The organism is Sulfitobacter sp. THAF37 (assembly GCF_009363555.1).
Classification (GTDB): Bacteria; Pseudomonadota; Alphaproteobacteria; order Rhodobacterales; family Rhodobacteraceae; genus Sulfitobacter.
The window spans coordinates 800,404-815,273 of the sequence record NZ_CP045372.1; the positions used below are offsets into that span (position 1 = coordinate 800,404).

At 62.3% G+C, this 14,870-nt stretch carries 16 protein-coding genes; 7 read left to right on the plus strand and 9 right to left on the minus strand.

Translation table 11 applies throughout. The features are described from left to right. Positions 1–8 precede the first annotated feature (8 nt). The 5 genes from FIU94_RS04035 to FIU94_RS04055 form a co-directional block, all read right to left on the minus strand. Entirely contained in the window at positions 9–797 is a 789-nt protein-coding gene (locus tag FIU94_RS04035) for a serine protease (protein ID WP_152466940.1), read from the minus strand. A gap of 96 nt (positions 798–893) precedes the next feature. Continuing rightward, complete coding sequence (glcF, locus tag FIU94_RS04040; protein ID WP_152464553.1) at positions 894–2,288, minus strand: glycolate oxidase subunit GlcF; 1,395 nt, start codon at positions 2,286–2,288, stop codon at positions 894–896. A 30-nt stretch (positions 2,289–2,318) separates the two neighbouring features. Then, positions 2,319–2,687, minus strand: a complete 369-nt coding sequence (locus tag FIU94_RS04045) for a hypothetical protein (protein ID WP_152464554.1) — start codon at positions 2,685–2,687, stop codon at positions 2,319–2,321. Beyond that, a complete protein-coding gene (locus FIU94_RS04050; RefSeq protein ID WP_152464555.1) occupies positions 2,684–3,793 on the minus strand; it encodes an FAD-binding protein in 1,110 nt (369 codons plus the stop codon). Before FIU94_RS04050 ends, FIU94_RS04045 begins: the two co-directional genes overlap by 4 nt. A gap of 76 nt (positions 3,794–3,869) precedes the next feature. Further along, entirely contained in the window at positions 3,870–5,318 is a 1,449-nt protein-coding gene (locus tag FIU94_RS04055) for an FAD-linked oxidase C-terminal domain-containing protein (protein ID WP_152464556.1), read from the minus strand. Between the two features lie 76 nt (positions 5,319–5,394). Between FIU94_RS04055 and FIU94_RS04060 the strand changes: the two genes are divergently transcribed. Both FIU94_RS04060 and FIU94_RS04065 read left to right on the plus strand, forming a co-directional pair. Further along, positions 5,395–6,087 carry a DUF599 domain-containing protein gene (locus FIU94_RS04060; RefSeq protein ID WP_152464557.1) on the plus strand — a complete coding sequence of 231 codons (693 nt, stop codon included), beginning with the start codon at positions 5,395–5,397 and terminating at the stop codon, positions 6,085–6,087. A gap of 43 nt (positions 6,088–6,130) precedes the next feature. Next, positions 6,131–6,484, plus strand: a complete 354-nt coding sequence (locus tag FIU94_RS04065; RefSeq protein ID WP_152464558.1) for a hypothetical protein — start codon at positions 6,131–6,133, stop codon at positions 6,482–6,484. A 19-nt stretch (positions 6,485–6,503) separates the two neighbouring features. Here FIU94_RS04065 and rlmH read toward each other — a convergent pair whose 3' ends face one another. From rlmH to FIU94_RS04085, 4 genes are all read right to left on the minus strand, one after another. Further along, positions 6,504–6,974, minus strand: a complete 471-nt coding sequence (gene rlmH / locus FIU94_RS04070) for a 23S rRNA (pseudouridine(1915)-N(3))-methyltransferase RlmH (RefSeq protein WP_152464559.1) — start codon at positions 6,972–6,974, stop codon at positions 6,504–6,506. Between the two features lie 15 nt (positions 6,975–6,989). Then, positions 6,990–7,355, minus strand: coding sequence for a ribosome silencing factor (gene rsfS, locus FIU94_RS04075; RefSeq protein ID WP_152464560.1), 366 nt, complete (start codon positions 7,353–7,355; stop codon positions 6,990–6,992). A gap of 154 nt (positions 7,356–7,509) precedes the next feature. Further along, positions 7,510–8,181, minus strand: coding sequence for an FAD-binding oxidoreductase (locus FIU94_RS04080; RefSeq protein ID WP_152464561.1), 672 nt, complete (start codon positions 8,179–8,181; stop codon positions 7,510–7,512). A 138-nt stretch (positions 8,182–8,319) separates the two neighbouring features. After that, positions 8,320–9,672 (minus strand): mechanosensitive ion channel family protein, encoded by a 1,353-nt coding sequence (locus FIU94_RS04085; protein ID WP_152464562.1) that lies wholly within the window; start codon positions 9,670–9,672, stop codon positions 8,320–8,322. 358 nt (positions 9,673–10,030) lie between these two features. Between FIU94_RS04085 and leuC the strand changes: the two genes are divergently transcribed. From leuC to FIU94_RS04110, 5 genes are all read left to right on the plus strand, one after another. Next, positions 10,031–11,434, plus strand: a complete 1,404-nt coding sequence (leuC, locus tag FIU94_RS04090; RefSeq protein WP_152464563.1) for a 3-isopropylmalate dehydratase large subunit — start codon at positions 10,031–10,033, stop codon at positions 11,432–11,434. Positions 11,435–11,492: 58 nt separating this feature from the next. Beyond that, entirely contained in the window at positions 11,493–12,014 is a 522-nt protein-coding gene (locus FIU94_RS04095; RefSeq protein ID WP_152464564.1) for an HdeD family acid-resistance protein, read from the plus strand. Positions 12,015–12,104: 90 nt separating this feature from the next. Then, positions 12,105–12,710, plus strand: a complete 606-nt coding sequence (leuD, locus tag FIU94_RS04100) for a 3-isopropylmalate dehydratase small subunit (protein WP_152464565.1) — start codon at positions 12,105–12,107, stop codon at positions 12,708–12,710. A gap of 290 nt (positions 12,711–13,000) precedes the next feature. Next, complete coding sequence (locus tag FIU94_RS04105) at positions 13,001–13,837, plus strand: hypothetical protein (protein ID WP_152464566.1); 837 nt, start codon at positions 13,001–13,003, stop codon at positions 13,835–13,837. A gap of 26 nt (positions 13,838–13,863) precedes the next feature. Beyond that, positions 13,864–14,826, plus strand: a complete 963-nt coding sequence (locus FIU94_RS04110; protein ID WP_172975814.1) for an endonuclease/exonuclease/phosphatase family protein — start codon at positions 13,864–13,866, stop codon at positions 14,824–14,826. Positions 14,827–14,870: the final 44 nt, after the last annotated feature.

Genomic DNA, 14,870 nt, shown 5'->3' on the forward strand with positions numbered 1-14,870 from the left:
AAAACGGATCAGGGACGGACGAATTTCGCACCGGTACCGGAACTACGCTGACCTGCCATCAGGCTCTTGCTGCCACCGCTGCTGGAGGACATCGCGCGCTGTCCGGCGACCAGCTCGGCCTGAAGCAGGGCAAGCGGTGTCGACAGTGCCGTGCCGAGAGAAACGACTTCCGTGCCCACCTCCGCCTTGGCGGAGACGACAGAGACCACATGTGCCTCACCGTTTTCCAGCGAGAATATCGGTGCGCCGCTGGACCCGAAATCGACGGAACAGGAGGTGACAAGAACACCTTCCTGCTGGGCGATCACCTTGCAGACCTCCTGCAGGGACGGTGCTTCGGACCGGTCCCTGGCATAGCTGACCACGCCGACCGAATCGCCGGGCCGCGGCCGGGCCGCGGTGCCGAAAGGCTTGATCGTGGTGTTGTTGATGGGGCGCTGCAGTTCAAGCAACGCCAGGTCGTTGCGCACCCGGTCCGAAGAAACGACACCGTCATAGACGTAATCGGGATGCACCACCGCGCGACGCACGTCCCGGTAAGCCCCGGCGCGGCCATTCCGCCACCCGGCGAGGAAACGCACCTTGCTGTGATCAATCCGCTCTTTGGTATCGCGGTCGAACAGACAATGGGCGGCGGTCAGCACCAGTCGGGGTGCAATCAGCGTACCGGTGCAAAACCCCCCACCGTCGATGTCCAGCCGTCCCACAGCCTCCCAGGCGGCAGCGTCATCGCCTGTATCAAGGCGCTTGAGACGGGCATCCTGAGCAAAAGCCGCAGAGGTGGTGACGAGCACCATCAAAGTCATTGCCATCCAGCGCCGCACGTACATCTCCAAGACTTGATAAGCCCTGCCTCACTATCGACAACTTGCGGCAAAAATGGGGCAGATCGGTTAACGCAGGCGCGGAATTTCCGCCTCGTCAGGCAGGTTTTCCCGCAGCGCCGGCGGCTTCGGTCCGCCGAAGGCCCAATCCAGCAATTCCACTGTGTGGACCACCGGCACCGACGCGGCAGAGCCGATCTGCATCATGCAACCGATGTTGCCTGCCGCGATCACATCGGGCGCCCTGGCCTCCAGCGTCCGCACCTTGCGCGCTTTCAGTTGCGTCGCGATTTCCGGCTGCATCAGGTTATAGGTCCCCGCCGATCCGCAGCACAAATGCGAATCCGCAGGTTCGACCACGGTGAACCCCGCGGACGTCAGCAGATCTTTGGGGAAACTCTTGATCTGTTGGCCATGCTGCAGCGAACAGGCAGCGTGATAGGCGACCGTCAGCCCCTTCGATGGATGTGGCGCATCCTCTTTCCGGCGGTCCGTCCCGGCAATCCTGTCCTTCGCTTCCCTTTTGTCGGCTGCTTCATCCACGGAGTTTGTCAGCTGCATGAGCACCTCCGAGACGTCGACCGCGATATCCGACACACGTTTCGCATCGGCTGCCAGCGAATCATTGCGGAGCATGTGAGCGTAGTCCTTGACCGTGGTGCCACAGCCGGAGGTATTGATGACGATGGCATCCAGCCCGGCGCCATCCATCTCGGCGGTCCAGGCACGGATGTTGGCGGCGGCGGCACGGTGACTTTCGTCGACCTTGCCCATGTGGTGTGTCAGCGCGCCGCAACACCCCGCACCGCGCGCCACGACAACCTCGCAGCCCAGCCGTGTGAGCAGCCGGATGGTGGCATCGTTTATGTCCGTATTTAGCGCCTTCTGTGCACACCCCGTCATCAGCGCGACCCGCATCCGTCGTGGGCTTTCGGCGGGAAAGCTCTGCGGATCGTCGTTTCGGCTGACCGGTGGGATGACTTTGGGCGCCATCTCCAGCATCGCCCGCAACCGTGCATCCGGCATCAGCCGGGCGAAGGGACGTCCGATCTTTGCCCCCAGCAAAGCCACTCGGAACCGCATCGGGTGGGGCAGTATCCGCGCAAGGACCCAGCGCAGCGCCCGATCCCCCAGAGGCCGCTTGTAATGCGTTTCGATGTAGCTGCGGGCATGGTCGACCAGATGCATGTAGTGCACCCCGGAGGGGCAGGTCGTCATGCAGGCCAGACAGGACAGACAGCGATCAATATGCTTGACCGTCTTTTCATCCGGCACCCGCTCATTCTCCAGCATGTCCTTGATCAGGTAGATGCGCCCCCTCGGGCTGTCCAACTCGTCGCCCAGCACCTGATAGGTCGGGCAGGTGGCGGTGCAGAAGCCGCAGTGCACGCAGGACCGCAGAATATCGTTGCTGCAGGCGATCTCCGGGTCTTCCAACTGGGCGGCGGTAAAGGTGGTCTGCATGGCTGCTCCGTTCTTGTCCTTGCTGCGGGTTCAGCCCGCCAGCATCTGCGCCGTGCCAAGGCCGAACCATGGCACCGTGGTGCCCCCGGCACCCAAGACCGCCGACCAGCGGCGCATGTGCGGACCTGTATCAACGCGCCGAACCGCCTGCGCCCCCAGGGCCAGGACCCCGATCCAAGCGAACCACAGTCCCAATACACAGGCCAGCGCCATCATGCTGTCGCGGTCCAACATCTCGGCAAAGCCGAACCGCAACCCCAAGCTGAACATGGCGGAGACACAGGCAAAGACCGCCACCGACCGCATCGCGCCGCGGGAGGGCGCGGGTTGGGTCAGGGCACGGAAGACCAAGGGGCCTCCGACGAAGAATACCATGAACATGCTGATCAGAGGCGTCATGCCGTCTCCTTTTCGCCACGGCTGAAAATGTTCCTCGGATCGAACCGGGCGCGCAGCCCCGAGGTCAGGCGCGCCACCCCGGGCGGTTCGGGGTGGAACCGGCCCAACCGCGACTTGGTCGCGGCATCCGCGCGGATCAGGGTCGCATGGCCATCGAAAGCACCCAGCCGGGCGCGCAGATCGCACCCCGGTTCGCTCCGCAGCCAGATCAGCCCGCCGGACCAATCGAAATAATGCGCCTCGGCCCCGCTGCGCTCGGCAAGGCCCGGCCCGTCCGAGGGCTTGCACGAGACTTTCCACACATCGCCCTGGGCCTCGTGAAAGGGTTCGACATCACGCAGGCCTGCCCAAATGCGCGCGGACGCCGATCCCTCCGACACGCGGGTATCGGCGTGCCCCAGAAGGTCGCGCAGCCGCGCCATGCGGTAGCTGACCGAATCCTCGAATCCCTCGAGCCGCAGGCAGGTTTCACCGGCGGCGGGATCGTGGGCCGCGCCCGTCACCTCGTAGGGGCTGCCCATCGCACGACAAAGCGCCGCAACCGCGCTGGCGTCGTCCAGACCGCCCAGGATTAATGTCGCCTCGGTCTCGGGGCGGGGCAGGACCTTGAGCGATACTTCGGTGAGAACGCCCAAAGTGCCGAAAGACCCCGCCATCAGTTTTACCAAGTCGTACCCTGTGACGTTCTTCATCACCCGCCCGCCGTTCCTGATCAACGCGCCGCGGCCATCGACAAAGCGGACGCCCAGCAGGAAATCCCGCGCCGCGCCCACGGCCAGCCGCCGCGGTCCGCCGACATTTGCGGCAAAGATACCGCCGATTGTCGGTTCGCCGCCGGTTCCAAGGAGGCCCCTGTGATCCATCGGCTCGAAAGCCAGTCGCTGGTTCGCTTCCGCCAGCGCCGCTTCGATCTGCGCCACCGGCGTGCCCGCCTTCACAACCAGCGTCAGCGCGCCCGGCTCGTAGAGCGAAATGCCGGACAACCCCGCAACGCTAAGCGGCTCGCCCGCCCCGGCAAATCCGCGCGTGTCGCCGCCGCGAATGGAAAGCGGCCCCCCCGCCCCGATGACGGCTGCGCTCAGCTCTGCTTCGGTAGTGATCTTCATCTGCGTCTTGATCCTGAATTGTAGCGGAAGTTGGTGCAGCGGTGGCCCCGGCGGGACGGCGCCCGTCGCGAATGCCTTACGCCGCCGCCGACCTTGCCGTCCTGTGCCCCTCGGACGCGCCCAGCGGAAAAACCTTGGCAGGGTTCAGCAGCCACGCCGGGTCAAAGACATCCTTCACCGCCATCTGCGCCTCCAGATCGTCGGGCGCGTACTGCACATGCATCAGGTCGCGCTTTTCAATGCCCACGCCGTGTTCGCCTGTCAGGCATCCGCCCACCTCCACGCACAATTTGAGGATTTCCGCGCCGAAAGCCTCGCACAGTTCCAGATCGCCGGGCTTGTTCGCGTCAAACAGGATCAGCGGATGCATGTTGCCGTCACCCGCGTGAAAGACGTTGCCAACCTCCAGACCGTATTCCGTGCTCATCTCCCTGATCCGGCGCAACACCATCGGCAGCGCGGAAACGGGGATCGTGCCGTCCAGGCACATGTAGTCGTTGATCTGCCCCATCGCCCCGAAGGCCGACTTGCGGCCCAGCCAAATCTTGGCCGACTCCTCGGCCGACTTGCTTTCCCGCAGTTCGACAGGATTGTGCCGACGGGCAATCCCGGCGATCAGCGACAACTGGTGGTCGATCTCGGCGTCCGAACCCTCCACCTCGACAATCAGCAGCGCCTCGCACATCGGGTAGCCCGCCTTGGCAAAGGCCTCGGTCGCCTCGATGCAGGGACGGTCCATGAATTCGATGGCGACCGGCAGCACACCCGCCTTGATGATGTCGGACACACAGGCCCCGGCGACCTCGTTGTCGTCGAACCCCATCAGCACCGGGCGCGCGCCCTCGGGCTTGGGCAGGATGCGCAGGGTGGCTTCGGTCACGACGCCAAGCTGGCCCTCGGAGCCGCAGATCAGCCCCAGCAGGTCCAGCCCACCCGCGTCCAGATGGCCGCCGCCGATCTCGACCACTTCGCCATCCATCATGACCATGGTTACGCCCAGCAGGTTGTTCGTGGTCACGCCGTACTTCAGGCAGTGCGCCCCGCCGGAGTTCATAGCGATATTCCCGGCAATGGCGCAGGCCAGCTGGCTGGAGGGATCCGGCGCGTAGAAGAACCCGTCCGCCTCTACCGCGCCAGTCACGCTGAGGTTGGTCCGGCCCGTCTGAACCCGGATCAGGCGATTGACATAGTCGGTCTCGATCACCTCGTTCATCCTTGCCACGCCGAGGATGACGCAATCCGCCGTCGGCAGGGCACCACCCGCCAGCGACGTGCCCGATCCGCGCGGGACAACCGGAACGCCCGCCGCGTGGCAAATGCGCAGGACGTCCGACACCTCCGCCGTGGTGGCGGGCAGGACCGCTGCCATCGGCGGACATTTGTAGGCGGTCAGCGCGTCACATTCGTATGCGCGCGTCTCGTTCAGGTCGTCGATCACGGCATCCGAGGGCAGCACCTCACGCAAGCGGGCGACAAGCTGCGCCTTGCGGGCCAAGACCGAAGCATCGGGCGTGGGCATATCCATCGCATCCCTCCTTTGGTAAAGTAATATGACCAATTTAGCCCTATTGCAACTCTAAACCACTGGTTATGAAGATCGCATGAATTGGTTTGACCGCCTCGCCCTGTTTGACCCGCTGGACTACGCGGCGGTGGTCACCATCCTGCTGCTCTGGCTTCTGCTGGGCTGGCGCATCGAAAATCCGGCGGCATCGCGGCCTTCGGTTTCCGTCCTGATGGCGGACTACCGGCGCGAATGGATGCGCCAGATGGTCCAGCGCGATCCCCGCATCTTTGACGCGCAAACGATCGGAACGCTCCGGCAAGGATCCTCTTTTCTGGCGTCGACCTGCGTTATCGCCATTGGTGGCACGCTGGCACTGATCGGCAACGCCGAGCGTCTTGCCAGCGTCGCCCAGGATCTGACAATGGAACATCAGCCGGTCTTTATCTGGGAAATCAAACTGTTGCTGGTGGTCTTCTTCCTCGCCAATGCCTTTCTCAAATTCATCTGGTCGAACAGGCTCTTTGGGTATTGTTCGGTGCTGATGGCGGCGGTGCCGAACGACGCGAACGACCCCCATGCGGCAGTGATGGCCAGCAAAGCGGCCGAAATCAACATCTTCGCGGCCCGCAGCTTCAACCGTGGGTTACGGTCGGTCTACTTCAGTCTGGCCAGCGTCGCCTGGCTCGGCGGTGCGCTGCCGCTGATCTGTGGTGCAATTGTGACACTACTGGTGATCTGGCGGCGCGAATTCGCATCCCGTTCTCGGGGGATACTCTTGGAAAAATAGCCGTGGTAAGTATATACACTCCAGTCTTTCCAAGGTGAGTCGCATGCTCAAGCGTTCCATTCTTGCCGTAACTCTCGCGACGACCCCCGCGTTTGCCGACCCGCCGGTCGTCCAGAACGTCAACATGAAAAAAGCTGGTGACAGCTGGAATTTCGATGTCACCATCCGACACAAGGACACCGGTTGGGACGATTACGCCGACGGCTGGCGCATTCTGGACGCAGAGGGCAAGGAACTGGGGCTTCGCAATCTGGCCCATCCTCACGTGAACGAACAGCCCTTCACCCGGTCGCTGTCTGGCGTGAAAATACCCGAGGACGTGACCGAGATCGGCATCCAGGCGCGCGACAACGTCAACGGCTGGTCGCCCGTGGTCAAACGGATCAAGCTGCGCTGATAGTACGCAGGCGGCTCGATCATTCGCGATGATAAGGGCTGCCCGAAAGGATCGAAGCCGCGCGGTACAGTTGCTCTGACAGCATCACCCGGACCAGCATATGCGGCCAGACCATCTTGCCAAAAGACATGGCATGCCGCGCCTTGCCCTGCAGATCGGGATCAATGCCGTCGGCGCCCCCGATGACAAAGGCGAGATCGCCCGCCCCGTCATCGCGCCAGCCGGCCAGGCGTTTGGCAAACTTGGGTGAGGTTTCGACGGCGCCGCGTTCATCCAACACACAGACGACCGCGCCATTCGGCAGAGCTTTTTCCAGCAGGGCTGCCTCTGCCGCCATGCCGCCGCCCTTGCGGGCGTCGACCTCGACCACCTGCACCGGGCCGAGGCCGAGCGCACGGCCCGTCCGGTCAAAGCGGGTCAGGTAGTCGTCCACCAGATCCTTTTCGGGACCGTTGCGCAGGCGCCCGACGGCACAGATATGCACACGCATGGGCCTGCGACCTGATCAGTTCTGGGTCGCGGCCTCACCGCTCGCCAGCCACATCTTTTCAAGCTGATAGAATTCGCGAACCTCGGGTCGGAACACGTGCACGATCACGTCGCCGGTGTCGATCAGCACCCAATCCCCGATATCCTTGCCTTCCATCTTCGGCGTATGGCCGAATTCGTCCTTGATCCGCTGGACCAGCTTCTCGGCAATCGACGACACCTGCCGCGTGGATCGCCCCGAGCAGATCACCATGTGATCGCCGATTGCCGTCTTCCCGCGCAGATCAATCTGCACGATGTCTTCGGCTTTGTCATCGTCGAGGGAGTTGAGAACGGTGGCCAGCACAGCATCGCTGGTGGCCGTATCAGCAGCCGCCGTCATGACGGGTGCCTCAGGTTTCGCAGCCAAGGCTGCGTTGGCTTGGGTTGACAGGACATTGCCCTCCTTTTCGGTGCACCGTATTCCCCGGTGCCGGGTGTCTCCAAGTTAGCAATCCAACGACTACAATTCAATGACAACGGGTTTCCCCCGGCGCTTACCAGCCTTCTTCAGTGATTATGCTGCTTTCTTTCGCACCCAGATCCTTCAACGCGTCGCGGACATCGTCGACAAATTCCTGCGGACCGCACAGATAGAACGTCTGATCAAAGTCTGTGACACGTTCCTTCAGCAAGCTTTTGTCGATCTTGCCGTGGTGCATTCCATCAACCTTTTCGTCCGATAGAACGAATTCCGCCCGAAGCCCTTTCATCGCCTCCCATTCACCGCGCATGATAATGTCGGCCTCGGTCTTGTTGGCGAAGAACAACGCACAGCCGTCCATCGTGCCCTCGCGATCATGTTTGCGCAGAATCGGAATGAAGGGCGTGATCCCGGCGCCCGCGGCGATAAACGTGCCGGGGCCGTGATCCGTGATCGCGCCGAACGGACCGTCGAGCGTCAGCTCGGCCCCGGGTTTGAGCTGGGCAAGCTGTTCGGTCACGCCGTCATGGTCGGGATAGGATTTGATCACGAATTCGATATCGGCGTCCTCGGGCTGCGAGACGAAGGTGAAAGGCCGCCCTTCTTCGCGCCACCCGTCCCGGTCTATGGCAAGCTCCGCCGCCTGACCCGGCTTGAACGACAGACCTTCGGGTCGCGAAAAGACATAGTGGTGGGTGTCATGTGTGACGGGTTTCAAATCCTTCAGGATGATGCGGTCGGCCATGTGAATTTCTCCTCTGAAATTTCCAACCCCCGCCGCACCTCATGGTTCCGCACCGCCTGCGCCTTCGATGCAAAATGAGGCCGAAACCCGCCACCCGCCGACGCAGCCAGGTCGCCCTGATGCCGCTGCCAATCCTGGTCAATCCTCCGCCGTCTTTTTCGCGTGACGTGAAAGCGCGAGCTTGCTGTCCTCCAGCATCAGCACCTCACGCTGCGGGAACGGAATGGAAATATCGTTCTCCTTGAACGCATCCCAAAGCGCCAGATAGACGTTGCCGCGAATGTTGGTCAGACCGCCGGTAGGGTCCCTGATCCAGAAGCGCAGGATGTAATCGACGGAACTGTCGCCAAACCCCACGATATGACAGACCGGCGCCTTGAAACTCAGCACCCGGTCCACGTTCGAAGCCGCCTCGATCGCCAGCTTGCGCACCTTGTGCGGATCATCCGAATAGGCCGTGCCAAAGTAGATGTCGAGCCGCACGAAATCGTTGGAGTGCGACCAGTTGACGACCTGCCCGGTGATCAGGTCTTCGTTCGGGATCAGGTATTCCTTACCGTCCCTTGTGACCACCGACGCATAGCGCGCACCCAGTGTCTGGATCCAGCCGAAGGTCTCGCCCAGCGAGATCACGTCGCCGGGCTTGATCGACTTGTCGATCAGGATGATCACACCGGAAACGAGGTTCGACACGACTTTCTGCAGACCGAAACCAAGACCGACACCGATGGCACCCGACAGGACAGCCAGACCGGTCAGGTCGATGCCGACGGCCTTTACCCCCATGAAGAAGGCAAAGCCGTAAAGGGCGAGCTGGATACCCTTGACCGCCAGCACCTGCATGGAGGGGCTGATTTCCTCGTTCTTGCGAATGGTGCTTGCCGTTGCCTGGCTGACCAGCCGCGCCACGGTCAGCAGAATCCCGATCACGACCAGTGCCGTGATCAGCGTCAGGACAGACAGGCGGAAATCGCCGATCTCGATGGCCAGCCTGTCAAGAAACGCGGCCACGTCGTCGGAAACGTTCAGGAAATAGAGCGTCGCGTAGATCCACAGCGACCAGGTCACGATCCGGCGCAATGGCCGGTTGCGCACGAGCTGGGCCGCGAAGGCGATGCCGACCCAGACGATCGCCAGTGTCGCAGCCAGGCCGACGAGGTAGGATCGTGACGGCCAGGTAATGTTCTGCATCACTTCATAGACGACATAAGCCATCAACGAGAACCAGATCAGGCCCATGCGCCGACGCACCTGCACCACCATGCGCAGCTGCCATTTGGCCCATCCCTGGCGGGACCGGACCCAGTTGCGGATCGCCTTGTCGCTGATGCGGTGCAACGCCCATGCCACCAGCGCCAGAGCGATGACAATCAAGACCTGGTTCTGTCGCCAGCCGGGCTGAACCACGCCCGACAGAAACCCCTCCGCGTTTACCCAGATTCCCTCAAGCGAGCTGAGAAAGTCTGCAAAGGGGTCTGTGGTTGGATCCATGTGATGCCTCGCTGTCGAACAGTTCGATGCTGGCATATTCCCCCATGCCCCGCAACGATCAGACGCCGCGGGCAGTCCGTCGTTGTCGACTTCGCGATTCTCGGCACGCAGCAGGCGTCCCTCGGTCGGCGCGCACCGCCCCGGCCCGATGGCGCGCATTACGTGGCACCTTGCGGGAATCTACGCAGTGCCTTATCCCCGTGCACATGACACAGGTCTTTGATCAAACCGACCGCACACGCCTGCGCGAACGCTTTTTCGGCGCGACGCACACCGTGCTTGCCCGACTATAAGGCCGCGCGATACGCGCCCCCACGCCGATCCACTTGTTTCACACCAAAATCACGGGAGAGGACACATGTCCCCCAAGACGCTCTATGACAAAATATGGGATGCCCATGTCGCCCACGAAGCCGACGACGGCACCTGCCTTCTCTACATCGACCGCCACCTTGTTCACGAGGTAACTTCGCCCCAGGCGTTCGAAGGCCTGCGGATGACCGACCGCAAGGTCCGCGCACCGGAAAAGACCATTGCCGTTCCCGACCACAACGTACCCACCACGGGCGATCGGGACGCACAGATCGAAAACGAGGAATCGCGCATTCAGGTCGAGGCGCTGGATCGCAACGCCCGGGAATTCGGGCTGAATTATTATCCCGTGAACGATATCCGCCAGGGGATCGTCCACATCATCGGCCCGGAACAGGGCTGGACCCTGCCCGGCATGACCGTTGTCTGCGGTGACAGCCACACCGCCACGCACGGGGCCTTTGGTGCGCTGGCCCACGGCATCGGCACGTCGGAGGTCGAGCATGTACTTGCCACCCAGACGCTGATCCAAAAGAAATCCAAGAACATGAAGGTCGAGATCACCGGCAAGCTGGCACCGGGCGTCACGGCCAAGGACATCACCCTCAGTGTGATCGGTGCGACCGGAACCGCAGGCGGCACCGGCTATGTGATCGAATACTGCGGCGAGGCGATCAGGGATCTGTCCATGGAAGGTCGGATGACCGTCTGCAACATGGCGATCGAGGGCGGCGCCCGCGCCGGGCTGATCGCGCCCGACGAGAAGACCTTTGAATACTGCAAGGGCCGCCCCCACGCACCGAAAGGCGCCCAGTGGGAAGCCGCAATGGAGTGGTGGAAGACGCTCTATTCCGACGATGACGCCCATTGGGACAAGGTCATCACGCTGAAGGGCGAAGACATTGCGCCGGTCGTCACCTGGGGCACCTCGCCCGAGGACGTGCTGCCCATCACCGCCAACATCCCCGCGCCCGAGGACTTTACCGGCGGTAAGGTCGGCGCGGCAAAACGCGCGCTCGACTACATGGGTTTGACATCGGGCAAGCCGCTGTCGGAAGTCGAAATCGACACGGTCTTCATCGGCTCCTGCACCAACGGACGGATCGAGGATCTGCGCGCCGCGGCTGAGATCCTGAAAGGCAAGAAGATCAAGGAAGGCATGCGCGCCATGATCGTGCCCGGTTCCGGACTTGTCCGCGCCCAGGCCGAAGAAGAAGGCCTTGCCGATATCTTCAAGGAGGCGGGTTTCGAATGGCGGCTCGCGGGCTGTTCCATGTGCCTGGCGATGAACCCTGACCAGCTGTCACCGGGCGAACGCTGCGCGGCCACTTCGAACCGCAACTTCGAAGGCCGCCAGGGGCGGGGCGGGCGCACACACCTGATGAGCCCCGCGATGGCCGCCGCGGCTGCGATCACCGGCAAGCTGACAGATGTCAGAACGATGATGTGATCCGGGGGCCGACCGCGCACCGGTCGGCAGCATCCCGCGTCCGAACATAGGAGTCGTCATGAAAACCTGGCTTACACTTGTACTTTTGGGCGTGCTGCTGGTCATTGGCGGTATCCTCGCCATCGCGAACCCGCTCGCCGCTTCGATCGCAGTCACCACACTGGTCGGCGTCTTCTTCCTGCTGGGAGGGGTTCTGCAACTGTGGCTGCTGTTCAAGAACGGCACTGGCTTTGACGGTGCACTGAACTGGGTCATCGCCCTGATCACACTTGTCGTTGGCGTCTGGCTGCTGGCCAATCCGCTGGAGGGCACCGTGTCACTTGCGATCGTGGTCGGCGTCGGCTTTGTGATTTCCGGCATTGCCCGCATCATCTGGGCCAGCCGCGCGGGCCGGGGCACATCTGCTTTCGTCCCGCTGCTGCTGTCCGGCGCCGCCTCCCTGCTGGTCGGAGTTGTGATCTTTTCCGATTTCCAGTCGCTGGCCACGCAGGTGCTTGGTCTGCTGCTGGGAATCCAGCTTGTGATGGACGGCGTCGGCTCTGCCGCCATCGGCCTGATGCTCCGCAATCGCCAGTCGTGACCGGCCCTTTTTCTTTGGCATCGCCATCGGGCGGTGCGTTTCCCCAATCAGCCACCCCATCCCGGTGGTCCACATTAGGAGTTCATCCACATGGACAAGTTTGACACCCTCACCGGCATCGCCGCACCGATGCCCATGATCAACATCGACACCGACATGATCATCCCCAAGCAGTTCCTGAAGACGATCAAACGCTCGGGCCTCGGCGTGAATCTCTTTGATGAAATGCGCTATGACGACAATGGCAACGAGATACCCGACTTTGTCCTTAACAAGCCGCAATACCGCGAGGCGGAAATTCTGGTTGCCGGTGACAACTTCGGCTGCGGCTCCAGCCGCGAACACGCCCCCTGGGCGATCAAGGACTTCGGTATCCGCTGCGTCATCGCGCCGTCCTTCGCCGATATCTTCTACAACAACTGTTTCAAGAACGGGATTCTGCCGATTTCATTGCCGCAGGAAACGGTCGACGTGCTGATGAAAGACGCGGAAAAGGGCGCCAACGCGCGCATGACCATCGACCTTGAGGCACAGACGGTGACCACCTCCGATGGCGAAATCATCTCCTTTGAGATCGACTCGTTCCGAAAGCACTGTCTTATGAATGGTCTCGATGACATCGGCCTTACATTGGAGAAAGCCGCGTCAATCGACAGCTTTGAAAAAGCGGCTTCGCAGAGCCGCCCCTGGGTCTAGGCGCCGCAAGATCCTTGAAATGCTCTTCGAACTCCTTGTGGGCGCGCCGGACGCACCCACAAGATGTGCTCTCCGCCATTATTCTGCCGAAAAATAGATGCAAGAACGCACCACCCTTTCCCTCAAAAAGCCCAAAGGAATAAGTTCTCATTACCTACAGCCTTGAGGAATGAGACGAAAGAAGGCACAATTTGGGCGAGAATGAGGCAGGTCCCCAAACCCCGGGGGCAGCAAGTTGGGACAAGTACGCGGCAATGTACCGCGGCTGGCCAGTTTGGAAGGGAAAAGTCGTGATCGGACGGATGACAGGCGCCGCGGCGCGTGGCCTCTTTGTGGCCCTGCTGGCATTGCTGCCGGCCCTCGTCCTTCCGGACGTGGCAGCAGACTCCACGCAGATTTCCGTCCTTATGGCTCTCCTGGCCGCTTTCCTGACCTTCGTCGAATACAACTCCAATTTTCCCAGCATCGTGGAATTTCGCGACGCGCCGCCCTTCAATCGGCTTCGCTTTGTCGCTCTCTTCGCGACAGTCCTTTTGCTAAGCTTGATCCTTCGGGGCACCGCCGAACCGACGCTGCTGACCGGTGCTCTGACCTCTGTCGGCACCATCATCGGTAATGCGGTCGATTTTCCGTATTCGCCCGTGCGGCTGGTCGTGCTGATGCTGCCCGAAACGGCCAGCCCCCAGCTTGTCGCATCCGTCCGAACGTCGGCCGGTCTGGCGTATCTGATTTCATTGGTGGCGATGACCGCATTCCTGATCCTTGTGCGGTTGATGAACTGGCCTGCGCGGCAAGGCATCTTCAACGTCTGGATCAACCTGCCCCTGTTCGACCCCACCGTGGGCGGCGACGTCATTTACCGCCTGCAACGCGATGCGCGGGTGAATATCGCGCTGGGGTTCCTTCTGCCGTTCATCATCCCCGCACTGGTCAAGGCGGCAGCCGACCTGATAGACCCGATCACATTGCAAAACCCGCAAACCCTGATCTGGACACTCAGCGCATGGGCCTTTCTGCCAGCAAGCATGATCATGCGCGGTCTCGCGATGGGCAAGGTCGCCGACATGATCCAGGACAAGCGCCGCCGCGCCTACGCGGATGCCGAAACGCCGTTTCAGCCTGCCTGATATCGCTGCTTCTGGTTCTTTTGGGCGTGACCGGTGCCGCGCGGGCAGAGACCGTCAGGATCGCCACCTATAACACCGAACTCTCCCGAGACGGGCCTGGCCTGCTCCTGCGCGACATCGCGGGCGGCAAAGACCCGCAGGTGCTGGCCGTTCTCGACGTCCTGCTCTCGGTGCGAGCCGACATCGTTTACCTTCAAGGTATCGACTACGATCTGGAAGGACGTGCCCTGGCGGCACTGGCCGAGGCGCTGACCGAGCAAGGCCTCTCCTATCCGCACCGCTTTGCCGCGCCGCCGAATGCGGGACGGATGACGATGGAGGACCTGGATGGCGACGGCAAGACGGGCGGACCCGGCGATGCACAGGGTTACGGTCGCTTCTTCGGCCAGGGCGCCCCGGCGATCCTGTCCCGCTACCCTGTCGGACAAGATGACGTGCAGGATTTCACCGATCTTCTGTGGCGGGATCTGCCGGGCGCGATGATGCCCGGCACGCCGGATGATCCTTTTCCAAGCGCCGAAGCACATGCCATCCAGCGCCTGTCCACCCACGGCCATTGGGTGGTACCGATCATGCATCCCGATGTCGGCACCATCCACCTGATGACCTATCACGCCAGCCCGCCGGTCTTTGACGGGCCGGAGGACCGCAACGGCCGGCGTAACCACGATGAAACACTGTTCTGGCTCCACTACCTCGACGGGCATTTCGGCCGGCCGCCCGCGGAAAAATTTACATTGATCGGTGACGCGAACCTCGATCCCGTCCTGGGCGATGGCCGCGGGATCGCGATGCAGCGGCTCTTGGCAGACCCTCGCCTGCAAGATCCCCAACCCGATCTGGCGACCGTGAACTGGCCACAGACCGGCCCCATGAGGGTGGACTATGTCTTGCCCTCATCCGACTGGACCGTCCGGGACGCCGGAATGACCGCCCCCGCCCCCGCGGCAAGCCGTCATCGGCTCGTCTGGGTCGACCTGGCACGGTGAAAAGCGAGACGCCGAGCAGGCCAACTTGACCCGCCGCGCCGGTC

What these genes read in the sequence shown, in the direction of transcription:
- FIU94_RS04035 (WP_152466940.1), bottom strand. Translation starts at nt 797, where the DNA reads ATGGTGCTCGTCACCACCTCTGCGGCTTTTGCTCAGGATGCCCGTCTC.
- glcF (WP_152464553.1), bottom strand. Translation starts at nt 2,288, where the DNA reads ATGCAGACCACCTTTACCGCCGCCCAGTTGGAAGACCCGGAGATCGCC.
- FIU94_RS04045 (WP_152464554.1), bottom strand. Translation starts at nt 2,687, where the DNA reads ATGACGCCTCTGATCAGCATGTTCATGGTATTCTTCGTCGGAGGCCCC.
- FIU94_RS04050 (WP_152464555.1), bottom strand. Translation starts at nt 3,793, where the DNA reads ATGAAGATCACTACCGAAGCAGAGCTGAGCGCAGCCGTCATCGGGGCG.
- FIU94_RS04055 (WP_152464556.1), bottom strand. Translation starts at nt 5,318, where the DNA reads ATGGATATGCCCACGCCCGATGCTTCGGTCTTGGCCCGCAAGGCGCAG.
- FIU94_RS04060 (WP_152464557.1), top strand. Translation starts at nt 5,395, where the DNA reads ATGAATTGGTTTGACCGCCTCGCCCTGTTTGACCCGCTGGACTACGCG.
- FIU94_RS04065 (WP_152464558.1), top strand. Translation starts at nt 6,131, where the DNA reads ATGCTCAAGCGTTCCATTCTTGCCGTAACTCTCGCGACGACCCCCGCG.
- rlmH (WP_152464559.1), bottom strand. Translation starts at nt 6,974, where the DNA reads ATGCGTGTGCATATCTGTGCCGTCGGGCGCCTGCGCAACGGTCCCGAA.
- rsfS (WP_152464560.1), bottom strand. Translation starts at nt 7,355, where the DNA reads ATGACGGCGGCTGCTGATACGGCCACCAGCGATGCTGTGCTGGCCACC.
- FIU94_RS04080 (WP_152464561.1), bottom strand. Translation starts at nt 8,181, where the DNA reads ATGGCCGACCGCATCATCCTGAAGGATTTGAAACCCGTCACACATGAC.
- FIU94_RS04085 (WP_152464562.1), bottom strand. Translation starts at nt 9,672, where the DNA reads ATGGATCCAACCACAGACCCCTTTGCAGACTTTCTCAGCTCGCTTGAG.
- leuC (WP_152464563.1), top strand. Translation starts at nt 10,031, where the DNA reads ATGTCCCCCAAGACGCTCTATGACAAAATATGGGATGCCCATGTCGCC.
- FIU94_RS04095 (WP_152464564.1), top strand. Translation starts at nt 11,493, where the DNA reads ATGAAAACCTGGCTTACACTTGTACTTTTGGGCGTGCTGCTGGTCATT.
- leuD (WP_152464565.1), top strand. Translation starts at nt 12,105, where the DNA reads ATGGACAAGTTTGACACCCTCACCGGCATCGCCGCACCGATGCCCATG.